We start from the raw sequence: 18,089 nt of genomic DNA, 5'->3' as shown, positions 1-18,089 counted from the left end.
TCTCCTCATCTCACTCAGTCCGAGTGACGAGCTTGTTGAGCCTGGAACCTGCCTCTCGAATCTCCTTGGACAGCTTCTGCAATTCCCGGGTGAGAGCTTCCTTACACTGCGCTGTGGTCTCACACCGTTTCACTGCCGTCTCAAGCCGCTCGAAGACCTCCTCATGGTACTCCCTGGGGTGAGGCCCCTTGTGGCCCGGGACGCGGACTTTGTTGGCTGGATCCTCCATGGACATACCGGCTTTGTCGAAGAACTTCTTGAGCTGCGGCGTCCACGGCCCGCCGCGGGCAGGGGACTTCCCGTTCTCTACGGTGGCGATGTGGTGGATGTCGCCCTCCTCCTGCATAGAGAGGACTGCAGCCGAGCTGGCGGGAAACGTGAGAACGAGTCGTCCTCCCCTCACGGACACGGACGTCGCGCCGGCCGCCGCCGTGGGCAGGTGAACCCGGCCCGAGGAAGCGGCGTTGTGCACCGCCTGGGGGAAACCGGGCAGCCCGCTGCCCGTCATGACCTCCTTGCCCTTGGCTCCTGCCTTCCACGTCGCCAGGAGGATGAGCACGCGCACGGTGTTGGGCCCGAGCACCCGGGCGTAGCGCTCGCTCGCGCCGCTCAGCTCCTGGAACGTGCTGGCCGCCTCCGCCGCGTCCCAGAGGTCCTCCGTGGCGGAAATCAACTCCCATAGCTCCACGCCCAGGTAGCCCCAGAGAAAGACGGTCATCGCCAGGGCGAGGCCCTTAGAGATGGGCTCCGGTGCCATGAGCACCACGAGGTACAAGGACAGGCCGGTGAGCAGGGCCGTCATGGCGTGCGCGGAGTAGTCGCGCAGCACACCCGTGGCGGCCTCCAGCGCCGGGGTGAGGGCCAGGCTGAGAGCCAGCATGAACCTGTCGGGGTGGCTGAGGCGGGTGTCATGCGGGCCGTCCCCCAGCAGCCAGAAGCAGTCGCCTGGAGAGCCACGCCGCTCGCACAAGCGCGCGTAACCCCCTTCAACGCTGGAGTCCCCCGCGCCACCCGTCGGACAGGAGGCCAGCACCAGACGGCCGGACAGAGGCCTGGAGGGGCAGGTGGCCAGTCTCAGGGGGGCCTCCAGAACGAACTGGGTGAAGGCCTCGCGCAGCTGCGTGTCCGACACCTGGACAGGCGCGAAGTCGCTGCGGGGCGTGACGGTGACGTACTCCTGGGGTGCCGGTGGGGGCGTAAGCGGGTTGTGGCGGTAGCCCGTCGCCACGAGGCTTCCGTGGGGGGTGCCCGTGGCACACGCGAACTGGAAGAGGACGATGAGGGCCCAGGCGCGACAGCAGAGGCCCAGACGCGCGCCCATGGGGCGGGCACCAGGAAGACGGGTGGGCACGGCGCACCTCCGGTGGCGACGCGGAGTGCGAGCCGTCGCTCCGGAATTACACGGAAACGCAGGCGTGCCCGTCAAGCCACTGGGTTGGCCAAGAGTGGGAGGACACAGCAGGTAGGCTGCCAGGGCGTAGAGGCCCCGTGAGGTTCGGCGCTATGGGAACGCCACGTTCTCCAGAACGATGGAGCGTCCATCCTCGTCCCACAGCGTCAGGGTGTACGCCCCCTGGGCCTGCTCCTTCGTGGCCTCGAACTCCACCATGACGCGGCCATGGGCGCCCGGGAGAATGGACACCGGCGAGTCCTCTGGAAGCGGCGTCAATTCCTCGCCCCTGGCCCCGCGCAGCAGAGCGCCTGCAAGCGTCCAGGGCTTCATCCCCGGGTTCTTCAAGTCCAGTTCCACCGCGACTCGGCCCTTATCGCGCCCTCCGGCGCGGGAGGACCACGCCCGGTCCAGAGCCAGCGCAGCCCGCGGCCTCGTCTTGACGTCTCGGGTGATGTTCTTGACGGCGACACCGAGCCTCTCGTCCAGAAGGCCCGCCGCGCGCAGGCCCCGGAGTCCACCCGGCCCGCCCTGGTCGGCCCGGAGGCGAGCCTTCTCCTCCTCGCAGCGCTGGGCCTTCGCGTCCGCATCCCGCGCCTTCTGCTTGTAGAAGTCCACCGGGAGCGTTGTTCGGATGACGTCCACCTGCCGTGCGACCCGCGCGGGGTGTACCACCAAGAGGAACGTGAGACTCGCCGGGGCCGCTCCATCCGCGAAGAAGAACGTCACCCGCTGCGGCTGCATGTCGCGCATGGCCTCCGAGGGGACGACCATGAATGAGTCGGCCGCCTCCACCGCCCGCCGGAAGTGCTCGCGCCCCTCCAACTCCACGCGCGAGAGCTTCGCGTCGAAGAGGAAGTTGCTGGTGAGGTCCGGGGTGATGCACAGCGCCGGTATCCTGCCCAGAGCGTCCGCGTTCACTTCCAGGCGGATGTCACCCGCCTCGCACGGGAGCAGAGGTGGACGCGCGGCGGCGTCAGCGGTCGAGGTGAGCAGGGCCAGGGACAGGAGGCCAGCGGAGGACGCGAGGGGCACGGGGGACAACCTCTCCGGGGGCATGGAGCCGCCCCACTTCATGCGTGGCCTCTACCACAGCTCTCCAGTGGAGCCCGAGCCTCTGGGCGGCCGAGCGCCCTACTCGAATCGGTTCGTTACATACACGCTGACTCGGGCGTGGACCTTGACGGCATCCGCGCCGACGTCGGACGTGATGGGCTCGCCGGCCCCACCTGGCGCTGCGATCTCCATGCACACGGGGTACGTCCTGCCTTGGGGCGTCTGCGCCCGGGTGAAACGGCCGTAGAGGCGCTCCTTGCCGAGGATGAACTTCCCGGTGAGCACGGTGCCATCGTCCAGCTTGCCGTACCCGGAGATCACCGTGACAGCTGCGTCACCCGCGCGCACCGTGACCACCTCCCCGCGTGTGCCCGGTGGAATGTCGGCACCAACGTTGTCATCGATGCCGAGGCTCAACTCCTCCCTCATGGTCTTCACGGCGCCGACTGGGCAGTCCTCGGGCCCGGGCGTGGCGCGCACCTGGGGGCTGGTGCAGGCGACAAGGACCCAGCCGCAGCTCGCGGCGGTGAGGCACTTCCACTTCTTGCAGCGCCCGTCCTCGAGCCGAATGGGGGACGCGGGCTTCTCCTGGAGTGGCAGACGGGACTCCTGCTTGCGAAGAGGCATGGCGGTGGTGCGCGCGGGGGTGAAGGCCACGAGTGGCGCCGCGCCCCCTCCAGCTTCGGACGGCGCGCCCGGTGCCGCCACTTCACGGACAAGCCATGGGAGAGACGTCGGGGGGCCCGCCCCCCACCCGGGAGGTGACGGGGCCGCCGTGGGCGCCGCCACGGGGGGCATGCCCGTGGGGCCCCGCTCGGCCCGGGAGCCCGCCAGGAGCCATGCGCTCAGCAACATCCCGGCGGCCAGCGCCACCGCCCCCACTCGTGACACGCCTCCTTCGGGCAGCACGCGCGCACGGTGTGCGGGGCCCGGCGCCGCGAGAGCGGGCGGCACTTCCCTCGCTGCCTCCTCTACGGCCATGGGAAGAAGCGCGGCGTCCACCGGAGAAGGGGCCGCCTCCGGGACATGTGGGGCCCCCGCTGCCCTCTCCGGCACCTGGCCAGAAGGCGCGGATTCCGCTCCTCCCTGAGCCTGCGCGGGGGGCTCGGGCGTGGGTGGGTGGCGGGCCTTCGCTCCCCGCCGGGGCCGACCCATGCTCCACCGTCGCGCCTCGCGCTCCGCGGTGGTGCGCGGCACCATCCCGTCCTCTTCCTCGGTGGCGGCGCGCTCCGGGGCGTCCGGGTCCACCAGCGGCACGTCCCAGCTGTTGTCCGCTCCGGCCAGCGCCGCCTCCAGCGCCCGCGCCAGTTCCTCGCACGTGCCGTAGCGCGCCTCCCGCCGCTTCTCCAGCATGCGCTGGCACAGCTTACCCAGCGCCCGGGGCACGCGCGGATTCACCTCGTGCGGCGCCTTGGGCCGCTGCGTGAGGATGCGCTCGTTGAGCGGCTGACCCCGCTGGGAGAGCGGCCCGAAGGGCAACATGTCCGTGAGCAGCCAGTAGAGGATGACGCCCAGCGCCCACAGCTCGTCCCCTGCGTCCGGCACGTAGCGCTCCTGCCCGCCGGTGTGTGCGCGCACGAAGCGCAGCGCCTCGGGACTGCGGTACTCGGCGGTGCACGGCGGCAGCGGACCGTGCGTGAGCGGGGGCTCTTCCGCCAGCCAGCCGATTCCGAAGTCCACCAGCACCGGCACCCCGTCCGAGGTGCGCAGCAGGATGTTCTCCAGCTTGAGGTCGCGGTGCAGCACGCCCCGGGCGTGGATGTGCGCCAGCGCCCGCRCCAGCTCCAGCAGCACGCGCGCCACGCWGCGCGCGCACGGGTTGTCCTCCAGGGCCCACTGCTCCAGCGTCCGGCCCTCGACGAAGTCCATGACGAAGTAGAGCGGGCCGTGCACCGGGTGCGGCCACCTGCCGCAMCCGTGGAAGCCCACCACGTTGGGGTGCTTCAGGCGCCGCAGGATGYTGATTTCSCGCTGCCCCCGGGCCTCCAGGYTCCGGCCGCGCAGCAGCTTGAGGGCGAAGGGSAGCCCGGCGCGCCGCACCTTGAAGACGAGGCCGTGGCCCCCGGAGCCCAGCGGGGCCWCCACCTCGTACTCCCCCACCTTSTCTCCACGGGCGAGGGGCTGGAAGGACACTGTCTCCATGAGTCGTGCCGGCTTCATGACCTCCGAGGTTAGCACACCCGGTCATGGCCRCGGCCATGACAGCCCCCGTCCCGCTCACTCGTCCTCGGGCGCGTTCTCAATGGCCCTCAGGATGCGGTTGAGCCACTTCACCCTGGCGGGGGACCAGCCGCGCAGCATGCGTACCGTCTGYCGCAGCTCCGGGGACAGGTTGTCCTCGGGAGGCGGTGCCTCCAGCGAGGGGGCCACGTCCGCGCGGCCCAGGGCCAGCAGCACGTCAGCGGACAGGCCGAGCACCAAGGCCAGCCTGCGCAGCGTGGGGACAGCGGGCATCATGTGGCCCCGCTCGATGCGGCCATACACGTTGGGAGCGATTCCCAGCTGCCGCGCGACCTGGGCCTGAGTGAGTCCCAGCCTCTCGCGGGCAGCCCGAGCCACGTCTCCCAAGGACTTGGAGAGCTGTCCGGTTTCCATGTGTTGCGTCTTCCTCGGCGGTGCAACTCCAGGTCCGCCAGTCGGCGAGCCCTCAGCCCGTGGCTTGTCCGGGGTCGCGTCCATCCCCTGCCTCCTGAGTGGGCAACATGGCGTTGGCCACGGTGCTCAGCGCGTGGAGCTGCCTCGGTCGCAGTTGCCGTGCCGTGCGTACCAGACGCCTGATCGCGGGCGGCTCGCTGCCCAGGACAACGGGCTTCACCAGCCATTCGGGGGCCCGCTTGGAGGAAAACCCCAGCAACCCGTTGGCATCCACCATGAGAACACTGCAGAGCCGCAGCAGCGTCGGCAAGCTTGGAAGCAGCAGGCCTCGTTCCATGCGGCCGTACACCTCCGTCGCAATCCCCATGCGCTCGGCGGCCTCCCACTGTGTCAGCCCCGCCTTGCCACGTGCCTCCCGCACCCGCTTCGCGAACTCGCGGGAGAGTGCATCCCGTGTCTTGTGTCGCTCCCTCATGGCGGGTCTCAATCCTCGAGGTGCTCGAGGTTCATGTCCGGAGGCGCGGGCAGGGCGCCTATCTCAACGACGGAATAGGCCGGAAGCTCAGCGGGAGCCGGGGCCTGGTCGAAGAGTTGCTTCACTTCCGCCCGCGCCTGCTTCGCACCGTAGGGGGGTTGTCCGTCTGCCTGGAGAAAATCGCGCAACTCGTCGCGCATCTGGCCCGCCGTCTGATAGCGCTCAGCGGGCTCGGTACGCAGGGCCCTGGTCACGATGCGCCGCAGCGGCTCGGGCAACTCCCCGGTCGCCTGTTGCACCTCCTCCGGACCGAAATGCAGGAGGCGGTTGGCCAATGTTTCCAGGGGCAGGAGGGAGGAAGGCCGCTCACCGCGCACCTCGGGAGGGAAGCGTTGCGCGATGTCGAGCCACAGGGTGTCGGGTGGGTCGAGCGGGTAGCGGGCCAACAGCAGTTCCAACAGCACCAGGCCCAGGGAGAAGATGTCGGCCCGTCCGTCCAGGGACAGGGGGGTGAGCGGGTCGCGCTGGCCCGTCTCGGGCTTTTCGAAACCCCGTAGGATTTCCGGAGCGGTATAGGCCGGGTCCCCCCGGAGCATCTGGGGCGGCGTGCGGATGCGGCCCATCAGTTCCGACCAGGCCGCGCCGAAGTTGGTGAGCTGGACCCGTCCTTTGTAACCCAGGCGGATGCGCATGGGTCCCACGGCGCGGTGGACGAGGTGGAGCGGTCTGCCCTCGTCATCCACGGCGCGATGGGCATGGTCGAGCGCATCCGCCACCTCGGCGGCCACGTAGGCCGCGAAGCCGTGGGACAACTTGCGCTGCACGGAAATGGCCGCGTCCATGATGGAAAGGAGGAAGCGGCCGGGGTCCATGTCCATGACGACATAGGCCCGCTCGTCGTTGAGCGCGGAGCCGAGCACGCGGGCGATGTTGGGGTGGCGCAGGAAACGGGAGAGGTGGACCTCTTCCACGGCCCGTGTGCGCAACTCATGCCCATCCCCCAGCAGAACGGGCTTGAGGATGACCCGCTTGAGCGCGCCTCCCTCCATGGACTGGCGCGAGGCGATCAGCAGGGTGTCGTAATCCGGATGGGAGACCAGAGGGCGTTGAATCGAGTAGCGGTACTCGTTCGTCTCGAAGTCGAGTGGAGACAAGGTCCTGTCGGAATCCGTCGGCTCGGACATACGTGACTCCAGGGAGGGATGAGAGGGCGGGAGCGCTGAGGAAGCGGCGATGGACGCCGTGGGACCCCGCCCACCGCTCCGGTTACTCTTTGAGTTTCCTACGGAGGACGGCCAAACGGGTAGCATGGCTCACAATCCATGGCAAGCCCTGTCCAACCGCGCAGGTCATGGAGCCCGAACGACCTGTGAGAATGGGAAACGTGTGAAAGAGGCCAGCCCCGGCGAAAAGTGGACGGATAAGTGAGTCCACCCCACCTGACCTGCCAGGTCGATCGCTCAACGGAACCAAATGGACCCCTGCTGATGAGAAACCGCAGAGCGTAGACATGCCGAACGATTGCCGCACCGCACATGCAATCCCGACACTTCCCATGTCAGGGGAGATGCCTGCGTCGTGGGCACGCGAAGTACGCAGGCTCTGGGGCGGTCCAAGTATAGATGTCTGCACTTCATGTAAGACAAAAACACACATTCTCAAGTGTAGATATCTACACCTGAGGCCCACTCGAAGGCGCTTCCGCATGGCCATGCCCGTCATCTCCCTCGACCTGCAAATAAGACTTCCTCCTGGCCGTCTCTCGGGTGAACTCGTACGAGAGTTTCTCGACCTCGTCTTTCGCAGATACCGATGGTTCGAGCCAAAGCGATACAGCTCCGCCTCGCCGGATCGTGAGATGGATCCGATGCCCACGGAATTCACGCCACTCATTGCCTATTATGAGGAGCGCAACCACCTGATGGTTGCCGCCAGAACGGATCGGAACTTCGTCTCGATTTTTCCCGCCTTGACTGCCGGGTACCCTTACGTGGGCTCCATCTCCTGGCAGACATCCATCACCTCCGCCTCGAAAGCCTCCTGGCGCGCGGCGCATGCCCAACAGGTGGCGGAGTTGATGCGTCTCGTCCAATCGCCCCTCGCCTTCTCCGGTTTGGAAACCGACCTCCACGGCAAACAACAACGGCTCGTCCACAAGAGCCTTCCCACGGACACAGGAAAGGACTTCACCTGGTCCGAGGAGGAGTTCACCGTGCGCGACTACAGCGAGGGCCTCCCGGGACTCGTCTGGCGCAACTTCTACGGCCCTCCCTTCCTCCGCATGTTCGGCGAGCGCCTCGACACGCTGCCCTCCGGGTGCCGCCAGGCGCTCGGTGAAGACATCGTCCTCGTCCAGCCCTACGAGCTGCCCACGGAAGCCGGCACCGAGGCCGGTATGGCCCGCGAGCGTGAGCTCATCTCCCTGCTCGGCCCCGAGTGCTTCTACGACCACGAGCGCCGCACCCTCCCCACCCGCCGCCCTGTCCTCGACTCCCTCGGCCAGCCCCTCCACTGAGTCGACATCCCTCGACGCCAGGGCCTTCCGCGGGCAAGCTGCCCCTCCGCCCGAACACCAGGAGAGAAGCTCATGGCCATCGATGACGTGCAGGGCCCCTCCGCGCGGGAGTTGCTGTCCCTCCCCCGCCTCGCTCCCCTCGTCCCCATGCTCTACGTGGCCTGGACCGACGGTGAGCTGACCCCCGAGGAGATTCGCGCCCTGGGCGCCGCGGCCCGCTCGCAGCACTGGTTGGACCTGCGCTCCACCGCCGTGCTGGCGAACTGGTTGGATCCCCTCAACCCGCCCAGCCCCAGCGCCCTCGCCCAGGTGGGCGAGCACATCCGCCGTACCGCCGAACGTCTCTCCCGGAGTGATCAGAAAAGCCTCGTGGAGCTCGGGGCCCAGCTCGCCGAGGCCGTGGGTGGCAAGGACGCCCTGCCCGCCCCCATGCCCGAGCTGGCCCGAAGCCTCGCCCCCATGGAGTCGGCGCTCGGAGTGTCCGGTGCCGAGGCCGTGCGCACGCTCGTCTCCGCCCCCCGGCTCCATGTCGTCAAGCCGCCCGAGCCCCACTCCTTCAGCGTGGACGCGCTGCGCGCCGTGCTGGATCGCACCTACTCCGCCGAGCGCGCCGCCGTCCGCGAATGGCTGGCCGACCCGGGCTTCCGCTACGTGGACGAGCGCGACACCGCCACCTACCGCGCCCAGGTGCTCTCCTGGCTGAAGCAACTGGCCGCACGCGGACTGGGCCGGCTCGCGTACCCGGAGAACCTCACGAAGGTGGACCTGGGCCGCTTCATCGCCGCCTTCGAGACGCTGTCCTTCTTCGACCTGAGCCTCGTGGTGAAGGCAGGCGTGCACTTCGGACTCTTCGGCGGCAGCATCTACTTCCTCGGCACCGAGCATCACCACCGCGAGTACCTGCCAGGCGTGGCCTCGGTGGAGATGCCCGGCTGCTTCGCCATGAGCGAGCTGGGCCACGGCTCCAACGTCCGCGACGTGGAGACGCTGGCCCGCTACGACGCCGAGCGCGGCGAGTTCGTGGTGCACACGCCCTCGGAATCGGCACGCAAGGAGTGGATCGGCAACGCGGCGCAGCACGCGCGCCTGGCCACGGTGTTCGCCCAGCTCGAGGTGAAGGGCGAGCGCCACGGCGTCCACGCGCTGCTCGTTCCCCTCCGGGACGAGGAGGGCCGGCTGCTGCCCGGGGTGCGCGTGGAGGACTGCGGCCTGAAGATGGGGCTGAACGGCGTGGACAACGGGCGGCTGTGGTTCGACGGCGTGCGCGTGCCGCGCGAGAACCTGCTGGACCGCTTCTCGAGGGTGAACCCCGAGGGCGAGTACACCAGTGCCATCCCCGGCGTCTCCAAGCGCTTCTTCACCATGCTGGGCACGCTGGTGGCGGGCCGGGTGAGCGTGGCGTGCGCGGCCCTGAGCGCGGCCAAGAGCGGGCTGGCCATCGCCATCTCGTACGGTGACGAGCGCCGGCAGTTCGGCCCGGCCGGTGCGCAGGAGGTGCGGCTGCTGGACTACCAGGCCCACCAGCTCCGGCTGCTGCGCCCACTGGCCACCACGTACGCCCTGGACTTCGCGCTCAAGTACCTGGTGAAACGCTACGTGGAACGCACCGAGGAGGACGCGCTGGAGGTGGAGGCGCTCGCGGCGGGCCTCAAGGCCTATGCCTCGCGGCACACCACGCGCACGCTCCAGGTGGCGCGCGAGTCGTGCGGAGGCCAGGGCTACCTCGTGGCCAACCGGCTGCCCTCGCTCAAGGCGGACACGGACGTCTTCTCCACCTTCGAGGGAGACAACACGGTGCTGCTGCAACTGGTGGCCAAGAGCCTGCTCACCGGCTACCGGCAGCAGTTCGAGGACGACCGCGTCTTCACGGTGATGCGGTTCATCGTGGACCGGGCGGCGGGAGCGCTCGGGGACCGCAACCCCTTCTCGGTGCGGCGCACGGGCAGCGAGCACTTGCGCGACGGCGACTTCCAGCTGCGCGCGCTGCGCTTCCGGGAGTCGGACCTGCTGGCCTCGGCGGCGCGGCGGCTGCGCGAGCGGCTCAGCGCGGGAGTGGACTCGTTCGAGGCCTTCAACCAGTGCCAGGACCACCTGCTGGCGCTCGCGGACGCGCACGTGGAGCGCGTGGTGCTGGAGCAGTTCCTCCTGGGTGTCGCCGAGGTGGAGGACCCGGCGCTCAAGAGGGTACTCGGCCGGCTGTGTGACGTGTACGGCCTGGGCTGCCTGCAGGACGCGAGCGGCTGGTTCCTGGAGAACGACCACATCGAGGGCGCCAAGGCCAAGGCCATCCGCAAGGAGGTGACACTCCTGTGCGCCGAGCTCCGCCCCGACGCGGTGGCGCTCACGAAGGCCTTTGGCATCCCCGACGCGTGTCTGGCGGCCCCCATCGCGTTGGGCAGGCCGTCGCCCTGAGTCAGGGAACGCGGGCCACCGCCACTCCAGGCCTCACGGGCCCAGGGCGGCGGGTGGCTTGCGCGGCAGCCGCACGCCAAAGAGCGTGCCCTCGGTGTCCGTGGAGCGCACGTGGATGCTGCCCCCGTGCGCCCGGACGATGTGGTCCACGATGAAGAGGCCGAGACCGATGCTGCGGGCCGACCGGTCGGCCCGGGTCTGGGCAATACCGCGCCGCATGGGCTCGAAGAGGTGGGAGAGCACGGCGGGCGGAATCGGAGGCCCCTGGTTGTGGACCTCCAGCTGCACACTCGCCGGTCCGCCGAACGTCCGCACCAGGACGGGCGTCTCCGCGGGGCTGTATTTCAAGGCGTTGGAGATCAGGTTGGTGAGCACCTGCGCCATCCTGTCCCCATCCCACTCGCCCTCGCCGTTTCCGTCCGAGACGACCTGCACCTCGCGCTCCGGGAAGGACATCTGGACCTCGTCCACGACGAGCCGGGTGAGGTGGTGCAGGTCCATGGGCATCCGTAGCAAGTCGATTCCTCCACCCAGGCGGGCCTTCGTGAAGTCGAGCAGGTCGCGGATCATCCGCGTCACCCGCTCGGCCGAGGACTGTATGCGTACCAGTGTCTTGAGGGCACGCTCATCCAGATCCTCGCGGCGCAACAGGCTCGCCGCCCCCAGGGAGATGGCGGTGATGGGGTTGCGCAGGTCGTGGCTGACGATGCCGATGAGCTGCTGCTCGAACTCGGCGCGCCGCCGCTCCTCGGCCCGGACCTGCTCCTCGGCCCGCTTCTTCTCGGAGATGTCCCGGTAGAGGACGGCAATCCCCCCATCCTGCGTGGGGTAGACGCCCACGTCCGTCCACCGGTTCATGGGCGGGTAGTACTCCTCGAATTGCACCGGCACCCGCTCGCGCATGGCCCGGTGGTACTCGCTCCAATACTTGCGGCTCGGGTCCGCGGCCTCGGGCCAGAGCTCCCAGAAGTGACGGTCCAGGGTCTCCCCGATGGGCTTGCCCGCGAGGCGCTCCTGGCTCTTGTTGGCGAAGACGACGCGGAAGTCCTTGTCGAGCATGAGCAGCGCGTCACCGTGCTCCAGCACCTCCAGGGCGAGCCGGAGCCGATCCTCCGCGCGCCCCGCCCGGGTGCGCTGCTCGTTGAAGCGCCGGCGGATGTCTTCCTTCTCCACCGCGTTACGCACGGCGCGGTAGAGGTTGCCGGGCGTCACCTCCGACTTCACCAGGTAGTCGGACGCTCCGCTCTTGAGTGCCTGGACGGCGATGCGCTCGTTCCCCCGGCCGGTCACCATGACAACGGGAGGCCTGAGATACCCCTCCTCGTCCTCCAGCCTGCGGAGGAACTGCAGGCCGTTCATGCCGGGAAGGTCATAGTCCAGCAGGACACAGTCCACGTGCTCGCTCACACAGAGCTGGAGCGCCTTCTCCGCGTCATCCTCCTCCAGGAAGCGGAAGTCGTATTCCCCCGTCTCGTTCAGGTACGTCTGGAAGACGTCCCGGTCCTCCGGACTGTCCTCGACGAGGAGCACCGTCAGGGCGCGTCGGCTCATCTCCGGGCACCCTCGCGGACCTCCCCATCGGGGAGCACGATGTGGTCCAACCAGAAATCCTTGAAGAGCTGAATCATTCTCTCGAACCTGGGCAGGTCCACGGGCTTGAGGAGATAGCCGCTCGCTCCATGCGCGTAGGCACTCTGCACGTCCTTCGGGTTGTCCGAGGTAGAGAACACGAGGACGGGGATGCTCTTGAGGTGGGGATCATTCTTCAGGTGCTCGAGCACCTGCCTGCCGTCCAGGCCAGCGAGGTTCAAATCCAGGAGGATGAGGCCCGGGCGAGGGGCCTGGTCCGGGTCCGCGTAGCGGCCGGTCTGGTGGAGGAACTCCAGGGCTTCTTCCCCCTCGGTGCAGCGATGCAGGGGATTGGAAATGGACACGCTCTGGAAGGTCATCTGGAGCATGTCGAAGTCCTCGTCATTGTCCTCCACGACGAGGATGGGCAGGCCTCGGTTCACTTCGCCCCCGTCCCGGTCACGGGCTCCGGCTTCTCGCTGCCCAGGGTGAAGAAGAAGGTGGTGCCAGCACCCGGCTGGGACTCCAGCCACAGGCGTCCGTTGTGCCGCTCGATGAGCCGCTTCACGATGGTCAGGCCCGTGCCGGTGCCGCCGCCGTATTTGTCGCGCCCATGCAGGCGCTTGAAGATACGGAAGATGGTGTCGTGGTACTCGGGCTTGATACCAATCCCGTTGTCTCGCACGTAGTACGTGGTGCCGCCGTCAGGCGTGTCCATGGCGCCAATCTCCACCCACTTCTTCTCCTTGTCGTTGTACTTGATGGCGTTGGTGAGGAGGTTGGTGAAGACCTCGGCCATCCGCACCCGGTCAGCCAGCGCGGGCGGAAGGGACCGGGGGACGCGGACCTCCACCTGGGCCTCGTCGATGCGCGGCTTGAGCACCTCCAACACCGACGAGAGCACCTCGTTGAGATCCGTCTCCCGCACGGACAGCTCGGTGCGGCCCACCTGCGCGTAGTGCAGCAGCGAGTTGATGAGGCTCTCCATGCGCTGGGTGAGCCGGACCACCGTGTCCATGCGCTTGTGGTTGGTGGGTGAGAGGCTATCGGCCTGCTCGCGCAACACCAGACTGGTGTAGTTGTGGATGCCGCGCAGCGGCTCCTTGAGGTCATGGCTGGCCGCGTAGGCGAAGGAGTCCAGCTCCACGTTGCTGCGCTCCAGCTCCATGTTGAGCTTGAGCAGCTCCTCGCTGCGTTGCAGGACGATGTCGATGACGTTCCTGCGCAGCTCCCTCGCCGCCTCCACCTCGTAGTCCTTCCAGGGCAGGGACTTGCCGCGCACCGTCTCCTTCCAGAGCGCGAAGGACTTGCGCGGGTGCAGCCGCGGCTGGTCGCCGACCATGTCCACCGGCTTGTTCGGATTGCCGCCCCAAGCCACCGTCTGCACCACCTCGGGGCGGAACCACAGCACGTAGTTGTGGCGGCCACGCGACATGGAGGCCGCGATGAGACCCGCCGCGACGTCCTTGAACGCCGCCGCCTCGGGATAGTGATTGGACAGGCACACGGTGCAGAACAGCTCCTGCGGATCCGCCTTCGCCGCGAGCCATTCGATAAGCGCCTGGAGCTGCTCGTCATCGGGGGCCTGGCCGATGATGGTGGTCCTGCCGTTGAAATAGACGGCCGCGCCCGTGGCCCCGGTGAGCTCGAGCAGCTCCGGCGGAGGCTGGGTGAGCCCCACGGCGACGTCGGGGTGACGCGTCATCCGCTCCAGCAGCCGCACCTGGATGGACTGGGCCCGGATGCGCTGGTCGTAGTGCTCATGGCCCTCCTTGGTGACGAGGAGCGAGGACATGAACTCGCCCACGAATTCGCACGCCTTGCGTACCTCGTAGGGCACGTACCGGGGCCCCGACACGTGGGTGCACGAGATGAGGCCCCAGAGGCGGCCCTCCTTGAGGAGCGAGATGCTCATGGACGCGGGCGCGCCCATGTTGCGCAGGTACTCCAGGTGGATGGGCGAGACGCTGCGCAGCACGCAGAAGGACATGTCGAGCGGGCCCTGATCCGCGTCCTCCGGCAGCGAGAGGATGCGCGCGGGCACGTAGTCGATGGCCGGGATGATGCGCAGCCAGTTGAGTGTGTAGAGCTCGCGCGCCTGGCGGGGGATGTCCGAGGCGGGGAACCACAGGCCCATGTACGAGTCGGCCGTCTCCAGCCTGTCCTCGGCGAGCACCGCGCCGTTCCACTCCTCGTCGAAGCGGTAGGCGATGACGCGGTCGAAGCCGGTGAGCCGCCGCACCTCGCGCACGGCCTCCACGCACAGGGCGCTCAGGTCCTTCGCGTCCCGCAGGCGGGACATGGAGCTGCGCGCCTGATGGTAGAAGCCGAAGAAGGGCAACGCCTCCTGCTCGGACGTGGGCTCCAGCTCGAGGATGAGCCGCCCCTGGTGCCGGTGCGCGATGCCGTTGAAGAAGTGCTCCCGGCCTCCCCCCCGCGTGGTGAGCTTGAGGGGGTTGTTGTCCTCGAGCCGCTCCGAGAGGAGGCACTCGCGGATGCGCGAGGCCTGGGACTCCGTCAGGAGGTTCTCGAGCGCCATTCCCAGCAGGGAGCGGACGGGCACCCCCAGCAAGGACTCGGCGTTCTCACTGACCTGGCGGATCGTGAGGGACGGTTCCTGGAGCACCAGCAGCACGCCATGGGGCTGGATGCCTCCGGGGATGTGGATGGGCTCCTTGTCACAATTGGTCAGGTCCACCACCTGGCCGACCCTGGCCCCATCGGTCTGCATCTCACGTCCTCCACCACGGCCCACGGGCTGGAATCCTCTTGCCTTCCCGGCCGGCCAGGGCGGCGCAACCTATAGGCACGTGGCCCAAGCTGCCCACCAGCCTTTCGCTCCGGCACCCGCTCGCCCCTGGAGTGTTCATCTCCTGTCACCTGCCCGCCCTCCTGCCATGGAACCTGCCACTTGAAGAATCCCTGGAGACCCAACGACGGGCACTTAGATTGCGGAGATGTTCGCCGGCCCCAGCCAGATGCACGCGCTCGTCCAGGCACACGACTGGGCCTCCACCCCACTCGGCCCGGTGGAGACCTGGCCCCAGAGCCTGAAGGCCCTCGTCCGGACCCTCCTGTCGTCGCGTTACCCCATGGTGCTCACCTGGGGCCCGTCCTTCCTCCAGTTCTACAACGACGCGTACTCGAAGCTGATCGGCGACAAGCATCCGGCGGCCCTCGGCCTGGACATCCGCATCACCATGGCCGAGGCCTGGGACACGCTGGGTCCGATGATCCACAAGGTGATGGCCACCGGCGTGGCGAACTGGACCCCCGCCCTCATGCTGCTGCTGGAGCGCAGCGGGTACCGCGAGGAGTCCTACTTCAGCGTCTCCCACGCCCCCGCCGAGGACGACGCGGGGCGCATCGTCGGCATGCTCGCCGTCTGCAGCGAGGTGACGGAGCAGGTGCTCGGCGAGCGGCGGCTGCGGCTCCTGCGGGACCTGGCCTCCCAGTCCGGAGAGACACGGAGCGTGGAGAACGTCTGCCACGATGTCGTCGCCGCCCTGCGCGGCCACCCCCTCGACATCCCCTTCGCGCTCCTCTACCTGCGAGCCCCGGACGGTGGGACGTTCACCCTGTGCGGCGCCGTGGGGCTGGAGGACGGAGACCTCGCGAGCCCCATCACGGTGGACCTGGAGAAGGACGGCGGCCACGTCTGGAGCCTGAAGCGCGCGGAGGCCGGGGAGACGGTCCTGCTGAAGGATGTCGAGCGCCGGGTCACCTTGAAGGGCGGACCGTGGAACGACCCGGTCCGCGAGGCCCTGGTGATGCCCATTGCATCCTCGGGGAAGGCGGCCCCGCTCGGCGTCCTGGTGGCGGGGCTGAGCCCCAATCGCGCGCTCGATGAGGGATACCGCTCCTTCTACGAGCTGCTGGCGGGCCAGGTGTCGGTGGCGCTGCGCAATGCCCGCGCCTACGAGGAGGAGCGCCAGCGCGCGGAGACCCTGGCGGAGCTGGACAGGGTCAAGACGGCCTTCTTCAGCAACATCAGCCACGAGTTCCGCACACCGCTCACGCTGATGCTGGGACCCGTGGAGGACCTGCTCACCGGACGCGCCGGTGCCCTGCCCCAGGCCGCCCGCACCGAGCTCGAGGTGCTCCACCGCAACGCGGGACGGCTGCTGCGGCTCGTCAACTCGCTGCTCGATTTCTCCCGCCTGGAAGCGGGGCGCATCCAGGCCAGCTATACGCCCACCGAGCTCTCCGCGCTGTCAGCGGACCTCGCGAGCAGCTTCCGCTCCGCGGTGGAGCGGGCGGGGCTGAAGCTCACCGTGGACTGCCCGCCCCTGTCCCAACCCGTCTACCTGGACCCGGATCTCTGGGAGAAGGTCGTCCTCAACCTCGTCTCCAACGCCTTCAAGTTCACCTTCAAGGGGGAGCTCTCCGTCCGGACGCGCGAGCGCCACGGACACGCGGTGCTCGAGGTGCGGGACACGGGGACGGGCATTCCCGCCTCGGAGCTGCCGCACATCTTCGAGCGCTTCCACCGGGTGAGGGACGCGCGCTCCCGGACGCACGAGGGCACGGGCATTGGCCTGGCGCTGGTGCGCGAGCTGGTGACGCTGCACGGAGGCACCGTGCACGTGGACAGCACCGAGGGCCGGGGGACGGCGTTCACCGTGGAGCTCCCCTTCGGCACCGCGCACCTGCCCGCCGAGCGCCTCCGCGCGCCCCGGGAGCAGGAGTCCACCGCGACCGGAGCCAGCCCCTACGTCGAGGAGGCGCTGCGCTGGTCCGTGGAGGACCTGCCCATCGTGGAAGAGCCCCACCCCGCGGTGCCCCATCCAGCTCCGGACGTGGCCCGGGCCCGGGTACTGCTCGCGGACGACAACGCGGACATGCGCGACTACATCCGCCGGGTGCTGGCGCCCCACTTCGAGGTGGCGGCGGTGGCGGACGGACAGGCGGCCCTGGAGTCGGCGCTGGCCCACCCGCCGGACCTCGTGCTCTCGGACGTGATGATGCCGCGCCTGGATGGCGTGGGCCTTCTGCGCGCGCTCCGGGCCGCGCCCCACACGAGGGACCTGCCCATCCTCCTGCTGTCGGCCCGTGCCGGCGAGGAGGCCACCCTCGAGGGCATCGCTTCCGGAGCGGACGACTACCTCGTCAAACCCTTCTCCGCCCGCGAGCTGCTCGTCCGGGTGAAGTCCAACCTCGAGCTGGTGCGGATGCGCCGGGAAGCCGCCCGGGAGCGGGCCCACGTGGAGACGCTCATGGAGGCGGTGCGCGCGCGAGATGACTTCCTCTCCGCCGCCTCGCACGAGCTGAAGACACCGCTCACCAGCTTCCAGCTCAATCTCAGTGCCATCGAGCGGGGCTTGAGCCGTGCCTCGGAGCACAACGTCGGGGACCGGCTGGACATGGCGCGCCGCTCGGTGCGGCGGCTGGCACGGCTCGTCGAGACGTTGTTGGACGTGTCACAGCTCACCACCGGCCGACTGCAGCTGGCTGTCTCGGAGGTGGATCTGGCCACGCTCGTGGGCGAGGTGGTGGCGGACGCCGAGCAGGAAGCGCGGCGCCTGGGCACTCCGCTGAACGTGCGTCTCGAGGCGCCCGTGGCGGGGAATTTCGACCCCGAGCGCATGGTGCAGGTCGTCCACCACCTGCTGTCCAATGCCTTGAAGTTCGGCCAGGGGAGCCCCGTGGAGCTCACCCTCCGGTCCGAGGAGCGGTCGGTGGTGTTGACCGTCGTGGACCACGGCATCGGCATTCCCGCGTCCGACCGGGCGCGCATCTTCGAGCGCTTCGAGCGGGCCGTCCCGGTGCGCAACTACGGCGGCCTGGGGCTGGGGCTCTGGGTGACGCGGCAGGTCGTGGAGGCCCACCAGGGCTCCATCCACGTGGAGGACACACCGGGCGGTGGCGCGACCTTCCACATCCGCCTGCCGCTCGGCGGCCCGGCCGAAGTCCCAGGCATGCCTCGCGCCTGAAATCCCCCCGTCAGGAACCCCGGAACGCGGCGTCCTTCGGGGCAGAACGAGAACATCGCGCCCGGCCGACCCGGCCCTACACGCCCAATTGACCTCACACGTCAATTTGACCGCCAAAGTCAAATCAATGGCCGGGTCACTCGG

General features: G+C 68.8%; 12 protein-coding genes. 3 read left to right on the top strand and 9 right to left on the bottom strand.

Annotation, left to right across the window (positions count from 1 at the left end):
• Positions 1-10: 10 nt before the first annotated feature.
• From BO221_RS41380 to BO221_RS41355, 6 genes are all read right to left on the bottom strand, one after another.
• Complete coding sequence (locus BO221_RS41380) at positions 11-1,351, bottom strand: AHH domain-containing protein (RefSeq protein ID WP_233166489.1); 1,341 nt, start codon at positions 1,349-1,351, stop codon at positions 11-13.
• Positions 1,352-1,501: 150 nt separating this feature from the next.
• Positions 1,502-2,467, bottom strand: coding sequence for a DUF2381 family protein (locus tag BO221_RS41375; protein ID WP_083682248.1), 966 nt, complete (start codon positions 2,465-2,467; stop codon positions 1,502-1,504).
• Positions 2,468-2,524: 57 nt separating this feature from the next.
• Positions 2,525-4,606 (bottom strand): serine/threonine-protein kinase, encoded by a 2,082-nt coding sequence (locus BO221_RS41370; protein WP_083682246.1) that lies wholly within the window; start codon positions 4,604-4,606, stop codon positions 2,525-2,527.
• Between the two features lie 57 nt (positions 4,607-4,663).
• On the bottom strand, positions 4,664-5,041 hold the full coding sequence (locus tag BO221_RS41365; protein WP_073566428.1) for a helix-turn-helix domain-containing protein: 378 nt from the start codon (positions 5,039-5,041) through the stop codon (positions 4,664-4,666).
• Positions 5,042-5,093: 52 nt separating this feature from the next.
• On the bottom strand, positions 5,094-5,516 hold the full coding sequence (locus BO221_RS41360) for a helix-turn-helix domain-containing protein (protein ID WP_073566427.1): 423 nt from the start codon (positions 5,514-5,516) through the stop codon (positions 5,094-5,096).
• Positions 5,517-5,524: 8 nt separating this feature from the next.
• Complete coding sequence (locus BO221_RS41355; RefSeq protein WP_073566426.1) at positions 5,525-6,700, bottom strand: protein kinase; 1,176 nt, start codon at positions 6,698-6,700, stop codon at positions 5,525-5,527.
• 683 nt (positions 6,701-7,383) lie between these two features.
• Here BO221_RS41355 and BO221_RS41350 point away from each other — a divergent pair.
• Together BO221_RS41350 and BO221_RS41345 are read left to right on the top strand one after the other, a co-directional pair.
• Positions 7,384-8,031 carry a hypothetical protein gene (locus BO221_RS41350; RefSeq protein WP_073566425.1) on the top strand — a complete coding sequence of 216 codons (648 nt, stop codon included), beginning with the start codon at positions 7,384-7,386 and terminating at the stop codon, positions 8,029-8,031.
• A 72-nt stretch (positions 8,032-8,103) separates the two neighbouring features.
• Positions 8,104-10,443, top strand: coding sequence for an acyl-CoA dehydrogenase (locus BO221_RS41345; RefSeq protein WP_073566424.1), 2,340 nt, complete (start codon positions 8,104-8,106; stop codon positions 10,441-10,443).
• Positions 10,444-10,476: 33 nt separating this feature from the next.
• Here the strand turns inward: BO221_RS41345 and BO221_RS41340 are convergent, their stop codons facing one another.
• The 3 genes from BO221_RS41340 to BO221_RS41330 are packed head-to-tail and all read right to left on the bottom strand — an operon-like array spanning position 10,477 to position 14,743.
• Positions 10,477-11,994, bottom strand: coding sequence for a response regulator (locus BO221_RS41340; RefSeq protein ID WP_073566423.1), 1,518 nt, complete (start codon positions 11,992-11,994; stop codon positions 10,477-10,479).
• On the bottom strand, positions 11,991-12,455 hold the full coding sequence (locus tag BO221_RS41335; protein ID WP_073566422.1) for a response regulator: 465 nt from the start codon (positions 12,453-12,455) through the stop codon (positions 11,991-11,993). The genes BO221_RS41340 and BO221_RS41335 overlap by 4 nt, the downstream gene beginning before the upstream one ends.
• The gene (locus BO221_RS41330) at positions 12,452-14,743 is read right to left on the bottom strand and encodes an ATP-binding protein (protein WP_073566421.1); all 2,292 of its coding nucleotides are present in this window, start codon (positions 14,741-14,743) and stop codon (positions 12,452-12,454) included. Before BO221_RS41330 ends, BO221_RS41335 begins: the two co-directional genes overlap by 4 nt.
• Positions 14,744-14,969: 226 nt before the next feature.
• Here BO221_RS41330 and BO221_RS41325 point away from each other — a divergent pair, with 226 nt between their 5' ends.
• Positions 14,970-17,945, top strand: coding sequence for an ATP-binding protein (locus BO221_RS41325; protein WP_073566420.1), 2,976 nt, complete (start codon positions 14,970-14,972; stop codon positions 17,943-17,945).
• Positions 17,946-18,089: the final 144 nt, after the last annotated feature.

It is taken from the genome of Archangium sp. Cb G35 (genome assembly GCF_001896145.1).
Classification (GTDB): Bacteria; Myxococcota; Myxococcia; order Myxococcales; family Myxococcaceae; genus Archangium; species Archangium violaceum.
The sequence above is the reverse complement of the archived record's forward strand: the minus strand, read 5'-3'. Positions and strand labels throughout refer to the sequence as shown.